The sequence below is a fragment of the Pedobacter sp. GR22-6 genome (genome assembly GCF_037402555.1).
Classification (GTDB): domain Bacteria; phylum Bacteroidota; class Bacteroidia; order Sphingobacteriales; family Sphingobacteriaceae; genus Pedobacter.
The window spans coordinates 1193028-1212720 of the sequence record NZ_JBBEUC010000002.1; the positions used below are offsets into that span (position 1 = coordinate 1193028).

Annotated in this window: 22 protein-coding genes; 17 read left to right on the forward strand and 5 right to left on the reverse strand. The window is 44.5% G+C overall.

Annotated features, from left to right (window positions below):
• Positions 1-136 precede the first annotated feature (136 nt).
• Together WAE59_RS12675 and WAE59_RS12680 are read left to right on the forward strand one after the other, a co-directional pair.
• The gene (locus WAE59_RS12675; protein ID WP_337856334.1) at positions 137-892 is read left to right on the forward strand and encodes a helix-turn-helix domain-containing protein; all 756 of its coding nucleotides are present in this window, start codon (positions 137-139) and stop codon (positions 890-892) included.
• A gap of 23 nt (positions 893-915) precedes the next feature.
• The gene (locus WAE59_RS12680; RefSeq protein ID WP_337856335.1) at positions 916-2088 is read left to right on the forward strand and encodes an FAD-dependent oxidoreductase; all 1173 of its coding nucleotides are present in this window, start codon (positions 916-918) and stop codon (positions 2086-2088) included.
• 12 nt (positions 2089-2100) lie between these two features.
• Here WAE59_RS12680 and WAE59_RS12685 read toward each other — a convergent pair whose 3' ends face one another.
• The 3 genes from WAE59_RS12685 to WAE59_RS12695 form a co-directional block, all read right to left on the reverse strand.
• A complete protein-coding gene (locus WAE59_RS12685; protein WP_337856336.1) occupies positions 2101-2352 on the reverse strand; it encodes a hypothetical protein in 252 nt (83 codons plus the stop codon).
• A gap of 208 nt (positions 2353-2560) precedes the next feature.
• Positions 2561-2941, reverse strand: a complete 381-nt coding sequence (locus tag WAE59_RS12690; RefSeq protein WP_337856337.1) for a PH domain-containing protein — start codon at positions 2939-2941, stop codon at positions 2561-2563.
• Positions 2942-3082: 141 nt separating this feature from the next.
• Positions 3083-3592 carry a hypothetical protein gene (locus tag WAE59_RS12695; RefSeq protein ID WP_337856338.1) on the reverse strand — a complete coding sequence of 170 codons (510 nt, stop codon included), beginning with the start codon at positions 3590-3592 and terminating at the stop codon, positions 3083-3085.
• Between the two features lie 226 nt (positions 3593-3818).
• On the opposite strand from WAE59_RS12695, the gene WAE59_RS12700 reads away from it, so the two are divergent.
• From WAE59_RS12700 to WAE59_RS12725, 6 genes are all read left to right on the forward strand, one after another.
• Entirely contained in the window at positions 3819-5435 is a 1617-nt protein-coding gene (locus WAE59_RS12700; RefSeq protein WP_337856339.1) for a sensor histidine kinase, read from the forward strand.
• 1 nt (position 5436) lies between these two features.
• Positions 5437-6183: a LytR/AlgR family response regulator transcription factor gene (locus tag WAE59_RS12705; protein WP_337856340.1), complete on the forward strand. Its 747-nt coding sequence runs from the start codon at positions 5437-5439 to the stop codon at positions 6181-6183.
• A 39-nt stretch (positions 6184-6222) separates the two neighbouring features.
• On the forward strand, positions 6223-6813 hold the full coding sequence (locus WAE59_RS12710) for a zeta toxin family protein (protein WP_337856341.1): 591 nt from the start codon (positions 6223-6225) through the stop codon (positions 6811-6813).
• Entirely contained in the window at positions 6810-6989 is a 180-nt protein-coding gene (locus WAE59_RS12715; RefSeq protein ID WP_337856342.1) for a hypothetical protein, read from the forward strand. Before WAE59_RS12710 ends, WAE59_RS12715 begins: the two co-directional genes overlap by 4 nt.
• 248 nt (positions 6990-7237) lie before the next feature.
• On the forward strand, positions 7238-7843 hold the full coding sequence (locus tag WAE59_RS12720; RefSeq protein ID WP_337856343.1) for a DUF1684 domain-containing protein: 606 nt from the start codon (positions 7238-7240) through the stop codon (positions 7841-7843).
• A 34-nt stretch (positions 7844-7877) separates the two neighbouring features.
• Positions 7878-8270, forward strand: coding sequence for a DUF805 domain-containing protein (locus tag WAE59_RS12725; RefSeq protein WP_337856344.1), 393 nt, complete (start codon positions 7878-7880; stop codon positions 8268-8270).
• Between the two features lie 19 nt (positions 8271-8289).
• Here WAE59_RS12725 and WAE59_RS12730 read toward each other — a convergent pair whose 3' ends face one another.
• A complete protein-coding gene (locus WAE59_RS12730; protein WP_337856345.1) occupies positions 8290-8775 on the reverse strand; it encodes a hypothetical protein in 486 nt (161 codons plus the stop codon).
• Positions 8776-8865: 90 nt separating this feature from the next.
• Entirely contained in the window at positions 8866-9342 is a 477-nt protein-coding gene (locus WAE59_RS12735; protein WP_337856346.1) for a CYTH domain-containing protein, read from the reverse strand.
• Between the two features lie 136 nt (positions 9343-9478).
• Between WAE59_RS12735 and WAE59_RS12740 the strand changes: the two genes are divergently transcribed.
• From WAE59_RS12740 to WAE59_RS12780, 9 genes are all read left to right on the forward strand, one after another.
• Entirely contained in the window at positions 9479-10156 is a 678-nt protein-coding gene (locus tag WAE59_RS12740) for a hypothetical protein (RefSeq protein WP_337856347.1), read from the forward strand.
• Positions 10157-10244: 88 nt separating this feature from the next.
• Positions 10245-10943 (forward strand): hypothetical protein, encoded by a 699-nt coding sequence (locus tag WAE59_RS12745; protein WP_337856348.1) that lies wholly within the window; start codon positions 10245-10247, stop codon positions 10941-10943.
• Positions 10944-11126: 183 nt separating this feature from the next.
• On the forward strand, positions 11127-12374 hold the full coding sequence (locus WAE59_RS12750; protein ID WP_337856349.1) for an efflux RND transporter periplasmic adaptor subunit: 1248 nt from the start codon (positions 11127-11129) through the stop codon (positions 12372-12374).
• A 4-nt stretch (positions 12375-12378) separates the two neighbouring features.
• Positions 12379-13869 carry a TolC family protein gene (locus WAE59_RS12755; protein ID WP_337856350.1) on the forward strand — a complete coding sequence of 497 codons (1491 nt, stop codon included), beginning with the start codon at positions 12379-12381 and terminating at the stop codon, positions 13867-13869.
• 12 nt (positions 13870-13881) lie between these two features.
• On the forward strand, positions 13882-14547 hold the full coding sequence (locus WAE59_RS12760) for an ABC transporter ATP-binding protein (RefSeq protein ID WP_337856351.1): 666 nt from the start codon (positions 13882-13884) through the stop codon (positions 14545-14547).
• A gap of 2 nt (positions 14548-14549) precedes the next feature.
• Entirely contained in the window at positions 14550-15824 is a 1275-nt protein-coding gene (locus tag WAE59_RS12765; protein WP_337856352.1) for an ABC transporter permease, read from the forward strand.
• 23 nt (positions 15825-15847) lie between these two features.
• Positions 15848-17032: an ABC transporter permease gene (locus WAE59_RS12770; protein ID WP_337856353.1), complete on the forward strand. Its 1185-nt coding sequence runs from the start codon at positions 15848-15850 to the stop codon at positions 17030-17032.
• A gap of 15 nt (positions 17033-17047) precedes the next feature.
• Complete coding sequence (locus tag WAE59_RS12775) at positions 17048-18424, forward strand: sigma-54-dependent transcriptional regulator (protein WP_337856354.1); 1377 nt, start codon at positions 17048-17050, stop codon at positions 18422-18424.
• Positions 18408-19691, forward strand: coding sequence for a sensor histidine kinase (locus tag WAE59_RS12780; protein WP_337856355.1), 1284 nt, complete (start codon positions 18408-18410; stop codon positions 19689-19691). Before WAE59_RS12775 ends, WAE59_RS12780 begins: the two co-directional genes overlap by 17 nt.
• The last annotated feature ends 2 nt before the right edge of the window (positions 19692-19693 follow it).

The window sequence follows — 19693 nt, forward strand, 5'->3', positions numbered from 1 at the left end:
CGCAGTGGCAGGTTACTACACGCGGTACTCTAAGCAATACAATTTAACTTAGTGTTGTTAGCGATATGAAAACTTTAATGGAGATTCAGTAATTTAGAGCTGAAAGCATAAATAATTATGGATTTACCTGCAATCAATGCATAGCGATTTCAACTATAAATTCCTGCCGCCGGAGCCATCAGTCGGGCATTTTGTGGAGAGCATAGGCATGTTTCACAACCCCTCTGATCATCCCAAAGAAGTGGCCATCATCCCGGATGGGCGTATCGACCTCTTTTTCTACCAGTCACCTGATACCGTTTTCCAGGTCTGGTTGATGGGTTTGGAAACCGCCCCAAAGCAACGCAGCATTTTGCCGCATACAATCACCTTCTCCATCAGCTTCAGGCCACTTGCTGTAGAATACCTCTTAAAAAGTTCCATTGCCGGTTTTCTGAACAGTGCAAAGGAAATGCCTGCAGACTTTTGGGGTTTCCATGCAGATGATCTAAACGACTTCGATGCCTTTTACAAAAAAGCTTCCTTGAAAATCGCCTCGCTTTTGCCGCCCGAGGTCGACAATAGAAAACTGAAGCTCTTTGACCTGGTTTATGCAACAAAGGGGGAAATGAGTGTCAAAGAACTTTCAGAAACGGCATGCTGGAACAGCCGGCAGATCAACCGCTACTTTAGTAACCAGTTTGGTCTTTCTCTAAAGACGTTCTGTAAAATACTGAGATTTAGAGCTTCCTTGGAACATCTCGCGCAGGGCAGGTTAGCGCCAGAACTCAATTTTACCGACCAGACCCATTTCATCAAAGAAATCAAGAAATTTTCAGGCGTAGTGCCTAAGGAACTCTCCAAAAATAAAAATGACCGATTTGTACTATTATCGGTTTTGAAGGACCAATAGCTTTGTAACATAAAATTTAATTTATGTTACTAGAAAATAAACACATCGCCATCGTGGGCGGCGGCCCGGGTGGATTGACACTGGCAAAACTTTTACAACTGAAAGGCGCAAATGTGAAAGTATATGAACGCGATCTGGACAAACATGCCCGCGTACAAGGCTCGCCCCTTGACTTGCATGAGGAGTCTGGCCTGGCAGCCCTTATAGCTGCTGGTCTGCTGGAAGAGTTCAAAGCAAACTATATGGCAGGGGCCGACCGGGAGCTCATCACCAATCCGCAGGCAGAGGTTTTCTTCAGCGATCATGAAGGTAAGCCCGAAGAAAACTTTGGACACAAACACTTTCGTCCGGAAATTGACCGTGGTGCATTGAGAAAGATTCTATTGGAATCCCTTGCGCCTGATACTGTTGTTTGGGACAGCCATTTTCTGAGCATGGATGCGCAGGGCGATGGCTGGGAGCTGCAGTTTAAAAACGGAACCAGCATCTACGCCGACCTGGTCATCGCTGCGGATGGGGCCAATTCCAGGATCCGTCCATATGTAACCGATATCAAACCTTTTTATTCAGGTATTCTGATGCTCGAAGGGAATGTGTACGATGCTGCAAATAAAGCACCTAATCTGCACCGCTTACTTGCTGGTGGTAAGATCATGGCCTTCGGCAATGAAAAGAACCTGCTGATCGGTCAGAAAGGCAATGGCGAAGTCGGCTTTTATGCAAGCTTCAGGGCAGATGAAAACTGGGCAAAAGACAGTGGACTGAATTATTCCGACAGTGCCGCGATGCTGGCCTGGTTTAGGAAGGAATATGCGGAATGGGCTCCGGTTTGGACTGAACTGTTTGAAAATTCAGCTTTGCCATTTATTCCCCGGCCAATATACTGCATGCCCCTGGACCAAAGTTGGGAAGCCCTGGCTAATGTAACTTTGCTGGGCGATGCTGCGCATGTGATGCCACCTTTTGCAGGTGAAGGTGTAAATATGGCCATGCTGGATGCGCTTGAATTGTGCGAATCCCTAACTGCTACGCAATACAGCAACCTTAAGGAAGCAATTGCCGCTTATGAAAGCAATATGCGCAAAAGAGCGGCGGTGATGGCTAAAGAATCATTGGACAATGGGGAAATTATGCACTCAGAAAATGCATTGGAGGCTATGGTCGGTTTTTTCGAAGGAGGAGCGGAGGAACACTGACAAACAATCTTCTTATATGTTCCTGGAAGCCTTCTCTTTTCTGATGCTTTTTAACGAAGTGTAGCTCGTGTATCCGGTACCGGCGAACACAATTGGCAGGAATAAGAAAACATTGATCTTTCCTTCTTTGGCAATCAGCAAATAAATTCCCACGGCCAGCATGATGGTGCAGCTAATAATGGTGACCGTCACGCTGGTCTTGTATATATTTTCAATTTTAAGCAATTCTTCATTGCTCATGTCTTGTGGTGTTTTGGTGGCCATAGAGATGAATTAGGGATATTTTATATCAAATATTGCGAGATTATTTGAATCTTCAAAGAAATAATTAGAATTATAAATGCCTAACGTTCACCTAAACATCAGAGCGAAAGCAGATGATTGGCATGGAGTGATTCCCTCCATACCGATCAAAAGTGATGAAGCCTTAAAAAAGGCGCTATTGCTAATCGACTAATTTACAACGCTCAGATTAGCCCAGTACGTGATGTGCGAGTACTTTCTGCACCTCAAATACATTGACCGACTTATTGAATTTTTTGCGGATACTGGGAATGGTTTCGCTCGACACCCAAATCTTAAGTTCGGCATCCAGGTCAAATGTACCAGCAGTTTCTACACTGAATCTGGAAATGGCTTTATAGGCGATAGAAACGTATTCCGTTTTGCTGCCGGTTAATCCCTGCACATCCACAATGATCAATCGTTTATTGGTGAATATAAAAGTGTCCCTGATCAGTTTGAACCCTAGTTCAATATCTTCATTATCAGTAAGTAATGTTCCGTAGTTTTTTCTTAAGTCGTCTTGGCTCACCGAACCGGCATTGCCCATTAATGCAGAAAATAATCCCATATCGTATTTTAGTTTTTTTAGCTTAGAGCAAGCTAGATTAAATAAGTTACACTTTTTTAGACATGTTTAAATCAATTTGGCCCACATCAACGAGAAAGAAGTATAAGGGTGGTCATCTTTTCATATCGTTATATTTCATTATCAGTAATCTACTGCACTGGTAGTGTTTATAATTCCAATTGGCAAGTATATGAAATTTGAAGTATCCAGGAGATTTGATTTTTCATCGTGTACATATAAGAAATTAACTAAGCCTTTTCCGAAGCTATTGATGTCGACTAGGCCAGGGTTTATATTGGTAGGATATCCGATAATCAGCGCCATAGGCAGCACAAAAGTGGCTTCAGCCTTTTCCTGAGTAAATAAGTGATAATTAATGGTCTTTAAAAAGCCAGGTCTTGGGTAATATAAAAATGCAACCGAATCACTCACACTACTGGAAATGATCTTATACGATCCAGAACTTTGTTTCGCAACCCTCACCTTATAGGCAAACATAACGACTTGATTAGTGTCTTTTATCGCCTTGCGATTTAAGCTATCCATCATTTGACTCGATATCCGATGTAGCTCTTTTAACCGTTCGTTTTCCTGACTGAATGAATTTATCGCTGCAATTACGAGGGAAGCCAATAATATTAATTTTTTCATAGGCTGGAAATTAGTCGAAGGTAAGGGATTTTTCATTGAAGATGCTTACAAGAGTGTATTTCCATAGTCGGAGCTAAAATTCAATTTCCGCAACGATCAAAAGTTTCACGATATTCAAATACTGCACAAACCTATACCTCTGCTATTTCAAAGCTAGCCGTCCCTGTTTTATGGTTTTAGTTTTGCTATTATTGTGACAAGTTTGATGAAAATTAAACTTAACACTATGAAAAAGATCCTCTTCACATTCCTCAGCTTCGTAATAGCACTATCCACTGTACACGCACAAAAAGGCATCAACAATTTTAGTAGTTATGCTGCGGGAGGAAAAATGCTCATGAGCGTGGACAGTTCTGCAAAGAATGTCTTTTACGCAAATGTATTTCAAAATCAACCCCATACGGCCTTCAACTTCTTACCTGAGGTACACAATGTAAGCGTGGCCATTTATTTTAGAAAAAAGGACAATCCAAGGCAGTATCGTTATACCATTTTGGAGGATAATAAGCCCCTGGTGGTCAACAAGCCTATAGACTTAGCAAAACTAAAGAGTGTCGATCGGGACGAGGGGGAAATACTCCGGACTATGGATTTTGGAACATATCCTATTAAAAATAAAATCCTCACCATCCTCACATACGACATCCAAAAACCTCAGGATGTGTATAAAACTATCTTTTACGGGAAGCCTATTCCGAAGGCAAAGATCCAATTCTTCAGCAAGCTCACTGGAGAAGAAGGAAATTATAGCTCTAGCCACATAACAGATCTTAAGGAACCTACTCAGGTCACTTTTGCAAAGCGCGACGTGGATTTAACCCTCATAAAGGATGCTTCAGATATCGATTATGTTTACTCCACGTCGATAAAGGACAAGCAAACCAATAAGATCATCTTCGAATCTACTATTTGGAACTATGGCGGCTATGTCGATGAATCACGTCAACTTTCACCTTATATCAAATTCGATAAAAGCATTTTCAAAAAATCGGGGGATTATGAAATCATCATTCAACCTCAAATAAGATGGCATGGATGTCGTGATTGCGATTTTAAGGAAAAAGACATTGAAAAATACATCACCAGGCACACGCTTTCTATCACCTTAGAAGAAGAAAGTTATACTAAAAAAGAACTGCTGATCTATGCGCTGGCCGCCGCCTTGTTTATTGGATTCATCTTTTTGATCATTCTTTACTTCAATAAAAAAAGAACTAAAAAAAAACTGCTTGAAAATGAGCAGCAAAAAAACACCGCAAAGCTCCAACTGAACTCTATTCGTTCGCAACTGAACCCTCATTTTCTCTTTAATGCCCTTTCCGGAATTCAGAACCTGATGAATAAAAACGAGATAGATAATGCCAATCAATACCTTTCCAAATTTGCAAGATTGACCCGTAATGTGCTGGATAGTAAGGAACTGATCAGTCTATCACAAGAAAAGACTTTACTGGACGATTACCTGCAGATGGAGCAATTGCGCTTCGGCTTCCAATACGAAATCAATCATTCGAATGATCTGGATTTAGATATTGTAGAGATACCAAGTATGCTGTTGCAGCCCTTTGTAGAAAATGCGGTGAAGCATGGCATTGCGAAGAAAGCTACTGAGGGAAAAGTGACCATCACCATGGTTAAACAAGGAAATGATTTGGTGTTAAGCGTCGGCGATAATGGCAATGGATATGATACGCAGAAAAAAAGCGATGGCCTGGGGTTATCCCTAAGCAACAATAGGGTGGCGCTATTAAATAGTATTTATCGGAAAAATCGCTTTACTTTATACTTGCAATCCACTGCCAGCGGCACAAAAATAACATTGACCTTAACCGACTGGTTATAATATGATGAAGGCAATTTTAATAGACGACGAAATATCCAACTTAGAGAACCTGCGGACTTTACTAGAAAAGCATTGCCCGCAGGTGACTATCCAGGCTACAGCAGGCGATATCGCCAATGCGGTCGATGCCATTGAAGCTTATCAACCTGATCTGGTATTTCTGGACATTCAGATGGGAGAGGATACAGGTTTTGATGTACTTAAGCGCTTACCTATGCGCAATTTCGAAGTGATATTTGTGACTGCTTACGACCATTATGGCATCCAGGCAGTCAAATTTGCCGCATTGGATTATCTTTTAAAACCAATTGATATCCTGGAGTTGAACGAAGCAGTGGGCAAAGCAGAACAAAAACGGGCACAATTACCTACTTCACAACTGGATTTTTTACTGCAACAGCTCAAAAAACCAGAGGCCAATGTGACCAAAATTGCCTTGCAGATGCAAAGCGAAATCCGTTACATCGCTTTAGAAGAAATCATCCGTTGCGAGGCCGACAATACCTATACCCGCTTCTGCCTTTCAAATGATGAAAAAATACTGGTTTCCAAATCATTAAAAGAATACGCGGATCTCTTGAAGCCCAACGGCTTTTTGAGAACTCACCAAAGCCATCTGGTCAATCCCAAATATGTAAAAAGCTGGCTCAAAGAAGATGGCGGTATTCTGCTCCTGCAATCCGGAGAAAAGATTCCCATTTCTAAACCCAATAAGGACACCGTGAGGCAGGCCCTGCAACAGCTTTAAGAATCAAAAATGTAAACCTTTTTGCTATTTTCGCATACAATGAAAACATTGCCACAAGCTCCCAATTTATATGTTATTTCTGGGTGTAACGGAGCTGGTAAAACTACAGCGAGTTATACTGTATTGCCTGAAATGCTCAATTGCCGCGAGTTTGTAAATGCGGACAATATTGCAGCAGGCATCTCGCCATTTAACCCTGAAAGTGTAGCCCTTGGCGCAGGTCGAATCATGTTGAAACGTATAGATGAGTTGCTCACCGAAGGTGCCGATTTCGCTTTCGAAACTACGCTAGCGACGAAGAGTTATGTTTCTTTGATTCAAAAAGCGAAGGCTTTGGGATATAAAATTACACTGGTATATTTTTGGTTGTCTTCCCCTGAAGAGGCCATTGAGCGGGTTGCCACGAGAGTGAGTAAGGGCGGACATCACATACCAGAAGAAGTAATCAGAAGACGATATTATGCAGGGATAAATAATCTGGTCAAATTGTATAAACCAATTTGCGATTTCTGGATGGTGGTTAATAATTCATTGGGGAAATCGGAAATAATTGCAGACGGTGAGGCCGATCGATCAGAATTGATTTATAATCACGATATTTGGAACACAATAAAGGCTCAGTCAATATGAATTTAAAACCGGAAAATGTCGAATTGAGAGATAAGATCATGGCTGGCATCCATAAAGCATTCGATAAACTGATTATAAGTGCCGCCGCCAACGATGAAACGTTAGTCATTGCAGATAAAGAGGGTAAGGTGAAACATGTCCCTGCTAAGGAATTATTGGCCAAGCCATCAAAATAAGTTGTTACTTTTGCAATTTTACATTTGGATAAGCTTAACTCAATTTGAAATCTACGGTGTCTGTCATATAAGTGCTGATAGCTAATATGTGATCCCTTTCACCATAAATCAAGAATCCCATAAGGCCCTATTTCTAAACCCAATAAGGACACCGTGAGACAGGCCTTGCAACAGTTTTAGAGAAATCATTAATAATTGCATATGGTTAATCCTTTCTTTTTGGATATCTTTAGGTGTAAATAAAAAACATGAAATATTTGCTTCTCTTTCTGCTGTTGATCAGCCTACAAGGCTTCTCTCAAGGCTATGATGTACAAATTGCGGCATATCGTGATAGCTATAAGAACGACTTTTTAAAAGATGGTAATTCGCCCCTCAAAAAAGATGATCTGGCGTATTTGCGTTTCTATGATGCCGATAGTTCGTACCGCATTACAGCTAAAGCAAGCATACTCATTGACGCCGATGCTTTTAATATGCCCGTCATATCAGGAGGTAAAGGTGCGGAATATGTACCATATGCCCTGCTGAAGTTTAGTCTGAAAGGTAAAGCATTGGAATTGACCGTGTACCGCAATTTAGCATTGTCCAAGCGTCCTGGCTTTGCGGATTATCTATTTTTGCCTTTTACAGATGAAACTAATCTTCGGGATACCTATGCCGGTGGGAGATACCTGGATTTTAGGGAAGGAGATTTTCAAAATGGAATGCTGGTGGTCGATTTCAATAAAGCGTATAATCCGTATTGTGCGTTTGGAGGTGGTTATGCCTGTCCTAAGCCTCCTGAAGAAAATAAACTAGGTCTAGCTATAGAAGCAGGAGAAAAGAACTTCGCGCGGAAAAAGCAGCATTAAAAGAATTAATATTTTGTGATAGATAAATTGACACATGTTTAAAAAACCGTTCTCATTTAATGGCCGTATACGCAGACTAGAATATGGCTTGAGCTTGATCATTTCTTTCCTAAGTGCCGCTGTGGTAGCATCTTTTTTGGGTCCTGAACGTCCCGATGGCGGCTACAGTATTGCCGGCTTCATCGCGCTTATCCCTATTATTTGGTTTTTCTTTGCACAAAGAGCAAAGCGATGTCATGATAGAGGGGTGATAGCAGTATGGCAATTCATCCCATTTTATGGCGCTATCCTGCTATTTGGAGATAGTGAACCGGGCGAAAATCAATTTGGCCCAAATCCGAAAGGAATACAAGCAGAGATTGATGATTGGGATCCGATAGCAAACCCGTCCAAAGATGTAATCAACGAAGATGGAAGTATAAGATAGGAGATTGTATTGCATGATATTATTGGTCTTTCCTTATCCTTACTGTCACTTTTGGATAGGTGGTAAAATTGCCATAAAGAGCAACTTCCATCTTTTCGTCGGTAACCCAATGATGCTGATATTCGCCTACAGCCTTACCTTTGCCATATTTCTCAGTTAAACCAGTTAGAAAAAGCTTAAATTTCTCAGTCAATGCGTTCTTGCCATTGCCTTCTCCCCATGTATATTCAATTCGACGAACCACCGAATCCTTTTCACTGACAGTATATTCTACAAAAAATTCTTTGACATCTTTGCCCATACGAGTGTAGACTACCGGCTCAGCCATCCCACCAGGAATGATGACGTCACCGTCAGAGATATACACAACACCCTTGTTTTTCGCTTCATTATTGACCGCCTGACTGAACTTTTTTCCAATCAGATTGATGTTGACATCTTGAGCAAAAGTGGATGTGCTGTAGCCAACTGTGACTATTGCGATTATGAGCAGGATTCTATTCATATTTGAAAGGTTAATTTAGCGTATTGATTATTGGTCTAAGATAATTATATACTTCGATTTACAACTACCTAAGTTGAAATCCATAACCAATCACTTAGTTTCCCAATTGCAATATGGATTTGTCGCCAGATTTGAGTTAAAATAGCGATGATCCTCAGTCACTTCCTCAGCTATCCATTCCGGTTTATCAAATGCCTGTTCTTCGTATTGCAACTCGATTTCTGCCACGATCAAACCTGCATTTGAACCAAGAAACTCATCTACTTCCCATATCAGGTCGCCTTGGGCAATTTTGTAACGGATTTTCTCAGTACCTGAGGTAGTAAAGCTGCTGATCATCGCAATTGCCTCACCATGTGGGATCTCATATTCAAACTCATCCCGGCTAATGCCAACTGTCTTTCCCTTTAATGTAAGGTAACCTTTGTCTTCGGCGATTCTGATCCTGATGGTGACATCCTCATTTCCGCCAATATATCCCTGGTTATAATGTTGACCTTTAGGTTTGTCTAGCTGTTTCCAGAGTTCCGGTTCAATCAGGAATTTACGTTCTATCTCTTTGGCCATAATGTATTCTTATCTGAATCTTGCCCAATATTAGGGATTATTTCAGAGATCAGAGTATAAATGCATACTAAATGGTTTTTAGCAATTATGGAATCCGCCAAAGGATCGCATCATCTGAAAAACCAACAAACAGACTATGGAAGATCAAATCAGAAACGCACGATTAAGCTTTACTTGTAACCAGGAATGGGAGAAGATGAAACCAGATCAGGACGGGCGATTTTGTGAAAGCTGCCAAAAAAAGGTCTATGACCTGAGTGATAAAAACGCTGCATACTTCATCCAGATCATGCGGGAAAATAACAACAGTGTTTGCGGACGGTTCCGTGCAGAACAAATAAACATGCCGGTCCGTAGTAATATAGTAGGCTGGCGGGGTTGGCTCATGGCCATGTTGGCCGCCATTGGGATTACAGCCTGCAAAGAAGCGCCAAAGCCAGCATCAGTTATTCTCGGCGGTGCTAAGCCAAGGGTAGTTGATTCCGATCCTGGTTTTAAAACTTACGCCGGCATGGCGATGCCTACGGGATATATTAGCCCTGAATGTAAACAGCGCTTGCAACAGTACCTTTTTGAACACTGTGTTTTCGAAAACTCAGTAGATGGTCACTTTGGCATCTCTTTTAGTTTCACAAACAACAAGCTTACAGATCTTTCTTTTACCGGCAAATTATCAAAGCTTTCGAAAATCATGCTAGTTGACTCAATTAAAAAAGGCCTTGTGCTCATCAAGGACGACCTGAAAGGTGAATTTCCATATCAGATTAACGTAATCGTTAAGAAAGGCAAAGTAGATTTGGTGCAGAGTTTTTAGATTATTTGTTTAAAAAATATTCGTTACCTTCATTTCATAAATTAATGCCGTTTTACCTGTGCCAAAAGGCTAGGATCTATAAGCTGTTATGAGTCTAACGCAAGCGAATAAAGTCTCTTACCTCAAACTGTATAATATTGATGATGAAGCACTCCTGGAATTTACCTTCGACATTGAGAAGTCATTTGGAATTAAATTTGGAGATCAGGATTTCGCCGACGTAAACACCTATGGTGAGCTATGTGACATGATCATAGCTAAGTTTGATGAATTTGAAGATGTTCCCGACTCTACTACGGAGCAAGCCTTTTACAAACTTAGGGCTGCAATTGCCTCTGCGTTAGCGATTAGCGAGTCAAACATAAATGCAGATACCAAACTCGAAACATTAATCCCTGCACATCGCAGGCCTGGCATTGTTAAAAATGTAAATGGAAATCTGGGAATAAAAATTCTGTGTCTGAAGCCTTCAACCTGGTATGTTAATCTTGTTTTGCTATTTTCGATCCTGTGTCTTGTTGCATTTTTCTTCAGTTGGAAAATAGCAGTTTCCGGCATTATCCTGAATATAGCTATCTGGAATCTAGGTCGCCGGTTCGGAATGGAATTCGAGAATGAAACCTTAGCAGAGTTTGCCGAGGTAATTGCACGCGATCACTATAGCGATTCCAGACAAGAGGAAAAAACTGTTAACAAAGCTGAAGTAAAATTTTTTTTGGATGAGCGAATAGCAGCATTGTTTGGTGTTGATGAAGCAGCTTTAACCAAAGATTCCAAATTTATATGAGCAGCGGGCTTCCATCTGAGACTGAAGATAGGAGCTTTTTTATTTTTTACCAAAAACGCCCGATATCGACTATTTTGTTCGATATCGGGCGTTTCTTTAAAGCCTATTTTCTTGTAATATTCTAAACTACAACACTTTACTGTTGGCGCTTGCTTTGCCAAAACCTTAGCAAAACCAACACACATGGACACACCGATAGAAGACTCAGTGCAACTCCGCAGGAAACGAAAGCGGATCTTTATTATCCTGATAATTGTAGTGCTGATCGCCTTGCTCTTGCTGGCGCTGAGAACTTACATCAAGCCTTCCATTGAAAGATCAGCCTTCACTACCACTGTCGCTCAAAGAGGCGATATAGAAAATACGCTGAATGCGATGGGAGAGGTACTGCCGGAATTTGAAGAAGTGCTCACCAGTCCGATCAATGCCGCAGTTCGCGAAGTGCACATGACTGCCGGTACCCGCATCAATGCCGGACAATCGATACTTACACTCGATAAAGGCGCCGCTCAAACCGAATATGATAAACTGGGTTTCCAGATTGAATCTAAAAACAACGAAATCAAGAAACTGAAACTAGACCTCGGCAAGAGCTTTTACGACATCAGCAACAGCAATACAATTAAGGAACTGAAGATCGGTAACCTGAAAGACGCCGTTTCCAGTGCCCAGCGCTTATACAAAGCCGGTGGTGCCACCCGGGAAGATATTGAAGCTGCTGAACTCAATCTGAAGGTGGCTGTGCTCGAAAAACAGCAACTCGAGAACGAGATCAAAAACAAGCAACAAACAATGAAGATCGAGATCAGGGAAGCGGAAATCGCACTGGCCATCCATCAGAGCGATCAGCAGGCGCTCAAAAGGAAGCTCGATCTGGCAGATGTGAGCGCTACCCGGGCAGGAGTGGTCACCTGGGTCAACAGGAATATTGGCGCCAGCATCCGCGAAGGAGATCCCCTGGCGAGGATCGCTAACCTCAGCAGCTACAAAGTTTCCGGAACTATAGCAGATACACAGGCAGATCAGCTCCGTCTGAACATGCCTGCCATCATCCGGATCAACGAATCACAGTTGAGAGGCGTAGTCAGTGACATTTCACCTACCGTCAGCAATTCTATTGTTTCCTTTGAAGTCAGGCTCGATGACAAAGACAATTCGCTGTTGAGGCCCAATATGAAAGTAGAGCTCTACCTGGTCACAGAAAAACGCAGCAATGTGGTACGCCTGGCCAATGGCGCGGCATTTAAAGGTGCAGGCCAGTCCTATGTTTTTGTGCTCAGGAACGGCAAAGCTGTAAGGAGGGATGTGAAAATAGGGCTCAGCAATTTCGATTATGTAGAGGTTCAGCAGGGGATTGCCGTAGGAGAGAAAGTCATCAATTCAGACATGGGGAAATATGAACATGCGGCTGAAGTCGACATTAAAGATTAGCGCTATGAGGTATCTATTCATCTTATTGATCGCATACTCAAGCTGCTACAGCGATTGCATGGCCGCTTACCTATCGGCTCCCGCAAATGATACCTTGAAGCTCAGCTTGATGGAGATCGTCGCAAGAGCTAAAAACAATTCCATCGCTGCAAAACAAGCCGTCACGGTCAAAGAAACCAAGTACTGGGAGTGGCGTACTTTCAAGTCCAACTATCAGCCCCAATTGGCCCTCAGCGGAATCCTGCCGGGCTACAATAAGACCTACGCCCAGGTACTGCAGCCCAACGGAACCATCAGTTTCCAGCCCATCCGCAATGACAATTCTTCCTTGAAGCTGGATTTTACACAAAGCATTGCGGCTACAGGAGGGACGGTTTACGGCACTACGGAACTGCAGCGTTTCAGTGATTTCGACCGCAATACCGTGCTGTACAACGGCACGCCTTACGGGATCGGTTACTTGCAGCCCCTCTTACAGTTCAACCGCCTGAAATGGGATAAGAAGATCGAACCTTTGAAATATAAGGAAAGCCAGCAAGCCTATATCGAATCCCAAGAGCAGATTTCCCTGAAAGTGACGGAGTATTTCTTCGATCTCCTGCTGGCCCAGGAAAATCTCCACCTATCGGAAAGCAATTTCAGCAACACCGAAAAGATCCTCAATATTGCCAATACCAAATTTGAACTGGGTAAGATCGCAAGAAATGAAATCCTGCAATTGCAGCTGGAGCGCTTAAACGCGCAGAAGTCCGTAGGCACAGCCAAAAGGGATGTAGAGATCGCTACGCTAAACCTCAGGAGCTATGCGGGTATAGAAGGTAATGAGCGGCTCCTGGTGCTGAAACCTGCTCCACCAAACCATACGATGGATATTCCGGAGGAAAAAGTATTAGCTGAAGCACTGGAAAACCGCTCCGACGCGATCGCATTCGCCAGAAGACTGGCAGAGGCCAAGCGCGATATCCAAAAGGCAAAAGGTGAAAATGGACTGAACGCCACATTGAGGGCCAACCTGGGCTTTTCCAATGCCGGCACCAGGATTCCAGATGTATACCGTTCTCCTAAAAGTCAGCAGTCTGTGGAGATTCAGTTGTCCATCCCTGTGCTGGACTGGGGCCGCTCCAAGTCCAGAACCAGGACTGCCGAAGCCAATGCGCAACTGGCGGCATATGAAGTGGAACAGGCCCGCTTGACCTTCAGACAGGAAATCACCACGCAACTCAGTCTTTTTCACATGATGAAAGAGCAGATGCTGCTCACGGAGCAGGCTGCCGGTATTGCAAAGGAGAAGTACCAGATCGCTACAGAACGTTATGTGCTCGGCAATCTGAGCATTACCGACCTCAGTATTGCTTTCCAGGAAAACGACCGTGCCCGTCGTGATGAAGTCGCTGCACTGCGCAACTTCTGGGCGGCCTACTACCAGCTGCGGTACCTCTCACTCTACGACTTCGAGAAAAATGAAAAGATAAAGGAAAGCAAAATGATATATTAGTAAATACACATTATGATACAATTACAAAATATTGAAAAAGTGTATCGGACAGATACCATCGAAACACTGGCCATCAACAACATCAGCCTGCATGTGGCACAGGCCGAATTTCTCTCCATTATGGGGCCATCCGGATGCGGCAAAAGTACCCTGCTGAACATCATGGGACTGCTGGATGAACCTTCATCTGGTAGCCTCCGGATCGATGGACAGGAAGTTTCCAATTACCCTGACCGCAAACTGGCGGCTTTCAGGAACGAAAAGCTGGGCTTTATTTTCCAAAGCTATCACCTGATCAACGACCTGAGGGTACTGGACAATGTCGAACTGCCGCTGCTCTACCGGAGCGCTTCCGCTGCAGAACGAAGCCGCCTGGCTGCGGAAGCCCTGGAAAAAGTAGGACTGAGCAACCGTCTGAAACATTTCCCGACCCAGCTCAGTGGCGGACAAAGGCAGCGTGTAGCCATTGCCCGTGCCATTGTGGGCAAACCCCGCATCATCCTGGCAGATGAACCTACGGGTAACCTGGACAGTGCCATGGGCAATGAGATCATGCAGATCCTGATGGACCTGAATAAGTACGATGGCAGCACCATAGTGATGGTCACGCACGATGAGCAGATGGCGCTCAAAACCCATCGCCTGGTTCGTTTATTTGATGGCTCCCAAGTTCTATAGTTATGCTTAAAAACTACTTCAAAATCGCCATTGCAGTACTGCGCCGGCGAAAGTTCTTCACCTTCATCAGTTTGTTTGGGATCAGCCTGACCTTAACTGTGCTATTGGTGCTTACCGCGTTTTTCGACAAAATGTTTAGCCCCGGTTACCCTGATTTCAACCGGGGCCGCTCTCTGTATATTTCCAAAGTGGCCCTGCTAAATACAAAGGAGGGATGGTACAACGGAAATTCGGCCTCTTTTCAGCTACTGGAAAATTACATTACCAAATTGAAAAGTGCGGAGAAAGTATCCATCTACACTTTTCCCAATTCTACGAACGCTTATGTAGACAACAAAAAGTTGTCGCTCGAATATAAGTTCACAGACGCCGTTTTTTGGGAGATTGCCAGCTTTCAGTTCCTGGAGGGCAGAGCCTACGCAGCAGCAGATGTCGGCACAGCCCAGAAGGTAGCGGTCATTACCGAGCGTACAAAGCAGCGTTATTTTGATAGTGAAGGCCCGGTAGCCGGTAAGTTCATTGAACTGGATAACGTAAAGTACCGCGTGATCGGGGTGGTAAAAACAGCCCCGCAACCCAACCGAAATTTTTACAGTGATGTCTATTTACCATATACCGTTTCCAAAATAGACTATCGGCAGACTGGTAAGCCCGGTCAGCTGAAAATATCCCTTACAGATCGCTACATGGGAGGTTTCGGTGCAGCGCTGATAGCCAGGTCAACAGCAGAAGTACCCAAAATGCGGGAGGAACTCGATCAGGTACTGGCCAGGATTTTTAAACCGGAAGAAGGCTATGATAAACTGTACGTCCATGCAGACACCGCTATGGAAGCGTTTGCGAGGAACATCTTTGGGGGCGATGAATCAGCCGGCGTCGGCAAGATGTTCGGAGCGGGCAGTGTGGCCATTTTCCTCTTTCTGCTGTTACCCGCCATTAACCTGATCAATATCAACATCACCCGGATCATGGAACGCTCCTCGGAGATCGGTGTGAGGAAGGCCTTTGGGGCCTCATCAAGAACATTGGTCTACCAGTTCATCGTGGAGAACGTGATCCTGACCATCATCGGCGGACTCATCGGAACGCTGCTTTCCCTGATCGTGATCTACCTGTACAACCAGTCGGACATGCAGCCCGGGATAGATCTGGCGCTCAACTACAGGGTCTTGGGTTTTGGACTACTGCTTTGCCTCCTGTTTGGCCTGCTTTCCGGGGTTTATCCTGCCTGGCGGATGTCCAGATTGAATGTCGTACACGCTTTGAAAGCACAATAATTATTTAATTAAAAGATATCATCATGTTTAAACACCTGATCAAACTGATATGGAACAAACGAAAACAGAATTTCCTCTTTCTTTCGGAGATTTTGATTTCCTTCCTGGTCATATTTGCGCTTTGCAGTATGTTCGTTTACTACTTTCTAAACTATTCCAAGCACAATGGTTTACAATACAAACAGGTTTGGAGTGTTGCCTATTCCACACCCTTTAAGTCGGAAAATAAAGATTCCTTAAGCCAGTTTTACGAGCAAATCCGTCAGCAACTAAAGGCGCTGCCCCAGATTGAAGAGCTGAGTTTCAGCTCCTCCAATTATCCCTATTCGGAAAGCTATTCCTCCACCGGACTTACCTTCAATGGCAAGGTAAACAGCATGATCAATTTTTACAGTGTAGAAAATGACTATGCAAAGGTGTTCAGTATGGAACTGCTGGAAGGGCGCTGGTTCGACAAATCAGATGTGAGCGATGCCAAACAGAAAATGGTCATCAATGCGACGCTCAGCAAAATGATGTTTGGAGATAGTAAGGCTGTCGGAAAACATGCAGGAGATTATGATAACAAGGAGCAATTCAAGATCATTGGCGTGGTGGCAGATACGAAAGCAGATGGCGATTATAAGCCGGTTGCCCCAGCCTTCTATAAGCTCATGGATACCCTGGCCTTCAACTGGACCGGACATCTCTTATTAAAGGTAGGCCCGGATGCCGATGCCGCCTTTGAGAGCAAGCTGAGTAAGACTCTTGCCTCGCTGATGAAAAACTCAGATCTGGAGATTAAGCACCTGGAGGACATGCGGGAATCCAAGAATTCAGAAACCCTGATCCCGATGATGATCTGCCTCACCATCGCCGGATTTTTGATCATCAACGTAGCCCTGGGGCTATTTGGCGTACTTTGGTACAACATCAGTCAGCGCCGCTCAGAGATTGGATTACGGATGGCCATAGGCGCCAGCAAATCGGCCATTGCCGACCAGCTGGTTACAGAAACTGTGGTGATGACTACGCTGGCCTTGCTGGTCGGGGTGTTTTTTGCCATACAGTTTCCGATGCTCAACGTATTCAATATCCCCGCACTGGTTTACCTCATTGCTTTATTCATTGCGGTAATATTTATCTATGCATTGGTCTTCATCTGCGCATTATACCCCGGTAAACAAGCGGCGGCCATACAGCCCGCCATAGCCCTGCATGAAGAATAATAATTATATTTGGATATGATTCTGATTGTTGACGACGATGTTGCTGTAAGGGCCTCTTTAAGTTTGCTGCTGGAAAGTACCGGCCTGCGGGTCCTGACGGCGGATAATGTGGACGATGCGCTACTGGTGATCGGCCAGCAGATGCCACGCCTGATCCTGCTGGACCTGAACTTTTCCATGGATACCTCCGGTCATGAAGGAATGGAACTGCTCCGCCAGATCCGGGAGCTGGACACTCAGGTTCCGGTGATCCTCATCACGGGTTGGGCCAGTATAGAGCTCGCAGTACAAGGGATGAAGCTGGGTGCCAATGATTTCATCAATAAGCCCTGGAACAATGAGCATGTACTGCAATCGGTGCTCACCCTGCTCCAATTGGGCACACCGAAACCTAAATATGGCAACCGCAGGGTGCTGGATGAACAGTTCGATTTTAAAAAGATCATCACCGATGATCCCGCCATGCTCGATATCCTGGAAACCATAGGCAGTGTTGCAGGTACAGATGCACCGGTGCTGATCCTTGGAGAGAGCGGCACGGGGAAAGAGCTCATTGCAGAAGCCATCCATGAAAACAGCAGGCGTCACAACAAACCGTTTGTGAAGGTCAACCTCGGTGGGATTTCCTCTTCCCTGTTTGAAAGTGAAATGTTTGGCCATGTAAAAGGTGCATTTACGGATGCGCGATTCGACCGTACCGGTCGGTTCGAGATGGGCCAAAAGGGAACCATCTTCCTGGACGAGATCGGCGAACTGGAAGCAGGGAGCCAGGTAAAGTTGCTTAGGGTGCTACAGGACCGCACGTATGAAGTCCTGGGCAGCAGCAAAAGTAAAACTGTAGATGTGCGTGTGGTCTGCGCTACCAATAAAAATCTTAATGAGATGGTAGCTGCGGGAACCTTTCGGGAAGACCTCCTGTACCGCATTAACCTGATCACTTTATACCTGCCTCCATTGCGTGAACGTAAGAAAGATATCCCCTTGCTGGTCGATTTTTTCATGGGTAATCTAAGGGAAATCTATGCACGTCCCGGCCTGTCGGTGAGTCCTGCGGCCATGAAATGGCTGCAGCAACAGGACTTCCCCGGCAACATCCGGCAGTTGAAGAACCTCGTCGAAAGGGCCATCCTGGTCAGTAAGAAAGCGGAATTGGGCATTGATGATTTTAAATTCCAATTGGAGCAGTCGCAACTGCGGAAAGACAATAAACAATCCCTGCCGGGAGTGGGCGCTATGACTTTGGAAGAAATGGAGATCGAAATGGTCAAACGGGCCATGAGCTTCCATAATCAAAAGATCAGTAAAGCGGCAGCAGCCCTTGGCATTACCCGGAACGCCTTGTACCGCAGACTGGAAAAATATCAGATCCCTTACAATGAAGCTGAAGACTAAGTACATACTTTTTGTAAGCGCGCTGCATTTGGTTTTCCTGTTGCTGAGCTACCTGACCTTGAAGGACAAAGCGCTGCTCTTCATCCTTTCGGAGGTCGTCATTTTGTTTTCTGTGCTGTTGTCCATTTGGCTTTACCGGCAATTGATTGAACCTATTGAGCAGATCAAAGCAGGCATCAATGCCATTCAGGACAAAGATTTTAATGTGCGCTTGCTCACCACTGGCAAAAATGAAGTGGATGAGCTCATCAGGGTTTATAACCGGATGATGGATGCACTGCGCGAAGAACGGACCAGGCAGGAAGCACAGCATTTTTTCCTGGAAAAACTGATTGCTACCTCACCGACGGGAATTGTAATCCTGGATTTCAATGAGGAGCTGAAGCAGATGAACCCCAAAGCCAGCTCCCTGATGGCGGGCAATGAGGCGCAGTTCATGGCTTTCATCAGCAGTTTGAAAGCCGGGGAGTCACGCGTTTGGCGGATGGGTAACAGCAGGAGCTATAAGATCCAGAAATCCCATTTTATGGACCGGGGCTTCCCCCGTTTGTTTGTCATGATTGAAGAGCTGACAGCGGAGATCAGTCAGGCCGAAAAAAACACCTATAGCAAGGTGATCCGGATGATGGCACATGAGGTCAACAACACGATAGGTCCCGTCAATTCCATCATCAACCTGGCCCTCAGTAATGAAGGACTGTGGTCAAGGCCTGCAGTTGAGCCCGTGAAGAATGCGCTCAGTGTAGCCGTGGAAAGGAATCAGAACCTCAACGTCTTTATGCGGAATTTTGCAGATCTGGTAAAGTTGACGCCGGCCAAAAAGCACCTGCTGGACCTTCGCAGGATTGTAGAAAATGTAGCCAATTTCCTGCAACCCATGGCTGCGCAGCATGAGGTTGTTTTTCGCTCTCAGCTTGGGGCGGAACCTTTTCTGATCAATGCCGATGCCCAGCAAATGGAACAGGTGCTGTTAAATGTAACTAAAAATGCCATTGAGGCCATTGGATCTGGAGGAAGGGTAAGTTTTATCCTCGATGCCGAGGCCAGGAGTCTGAGCATTACTGACAATGGAAAAGGCCTTTCCAATTCATCGAATGAACAGTTGTTCAGCCCCTTCTTCAGCACTAAGAAAGATGGACAGGGGATAGGGCTCACCTTGGTGAAGGAAATCCTGCAGTACCATGGATTTGATTTTTCCTTGAAGAGCGAGGAGGCCGAGCAGAGTGGGGGAGATTTAAAGACCAGCTTTATGATCTTTTTTTCATGAAA

Excerpts from the sequence above, each read along its gene's own strand:
- WAE59_RS12675 (WP_337856334.1), top strand. The coding sequence starts at position 137 with ATGCATAGCGATTTCAACTATAAATTCCTGCCGCCGGAGCCATCAGTC.
- WAE59_RS12680 (WP_337856335.1), top strand. The coding sequence starts at position 916 with ATGTTACTAGAAAATAAACACATCGCCATCGTGGGCGGCGGCCCGGGT.
- WAE59_RS12685 (WP_337856336.1), bottom strand. The coding sequence starts at position 2,352 with ATGGCCACCAAAACACCACAAGACATGAGCAATGAAGAATTGCTTAAA.
- WAE59_RS12690 (WP_337856337.1), bottom strand. The coding sequence starts at position 2,941 with ATGGGATTATTTTCTGCATTAATGGGCAATGCCGGTTCGGTGAGCCAA.
- WAE59_RS12695 (WP_337856338.1), bottom strand. The coding sequence starts at position 3,592 with ATGAAAAAATTAATATTATTGGCTTCCCTCGTAATTGCAGCGATAAAT.
- WAE59_RS12700 (WP_337856339.1), top strand. The coding sequence starts at position 3,819 with ATGAAAAAGATCCTCTTCACATTCCTCAGCTTCGTAATAGCACTATCC.
- WAE59_RS12705 (WP_337856340.1), top strand. The coding sequence starts at position 5,437 with ATGATGAAGGCAATTTTAATAGACGACGAAATATCCAACTTAGAGAAC.
- WAE59_RS12710 (WP_337856341.1), top strand. The coding sequence starts at position 6,223 with ATGAAAACATTGCCACAAGCTCCCAATTTATATGTTATTTCTGGGTGT.
- WAE59_RS12715 (WP_337856342.1), top strand. The coding sequence starts at position 6,810 with ATGAATTTAAAACCGGAAAATGTCGAATTGAGAGATAAGATCATGGCT.
- WAE59_RS12720 (WP_337856343.1), top strand. The coding sequence starts at position 7,238 with ATGAAATATTTGCTTCTCTTTCTGCTGTTGATCAGCCTACAAGGCTTC.
- WAE59_RS12725 (WP_337856344.1), top strand. The coding sequence starts at position 7,878 with ATGTTTAAAAAACCGTTCTCATTTAATGGCCGTATACGCAGACTAGAA.
- WAE59_RS12730 (WP_337856345.1), bottom strand. The coding sequence starts at position 8,775 with ATGAATAGAATCCTGCTCATAATCGCAATAGTCACAGTTGGCTACAGC.
- WAE59_RS12735 (WP_337856346.1), bottom strand. The coding sequence starts at position 9,342 with ATGGCCAAAGAGATAGAACGTAAATTCCTGATTGAACCGGAACTCTGG.
- WAE59_RS12740 (WP_337856347.1), top strand. The coding sequence starts at position 9,479 with ATGGAAGATCAAATCAGAAACGCACGATTAAGCTTTACTTGTAACCAG.
- WAE59_RS12745 (WP_337856348.1), top strand. The coding sequence starts at position 10,245 with ATGAGTCTAACGCAAGCGAATAAAGTCTCTTACCTCAAACTGTATAAT.
- WAE59_RS12750 (WP_337856349.1), top strand. The coding sequence starts at position 11,127 with ATGGACACACCGATAGAAGACTCAGTGCAACTCCGCAGGAAACGAAAG.
- WAE59_RS12755 (WP_337856350.1), top strand. The coding sequence starts at position 12,379 with ATGAGGTATCTATTCATCTTATTGATCGCATACTCAAGCTGCTACAGC.
- WAE59_RS12760 (WP_337856351.1), top strand. The coding sequence starts at position 13,882 with ATGATACAATTACAAAATATTGAAAAAGTGTATCGGACAGATACCATC.
- WAE59_RS12765 (WP_337856352.1), top strand. The coding sequence starts at position 14,550 with ATGCTTAAAAACTACTTCAAAATCGCCATTGCAGTACTGCGCCGGCGA.
- WAE59_RS12770 (WP_337856353.1), top strand. The coding sequence starts at position 15,848 with ATGTTTAAACACCTGATCAAACTGATATGGAACAAACGAAAACAGAAT.
- WAE59_RS12775 (WP_337856354.1), top strand. The coding sequence starts at position 17,048 with ATGATTCTGATTGTTGACGACGATGTTGCTGTAAGGGCCTCTTTAAGT.
- WAE59_RS12780 (WP_337856355.1), top strand. The coding sequence starts at position 18,408 with ATGAAGCTGAAGACTAAGTACATACTTTTTGTAAGCGCGCTGCATTTG.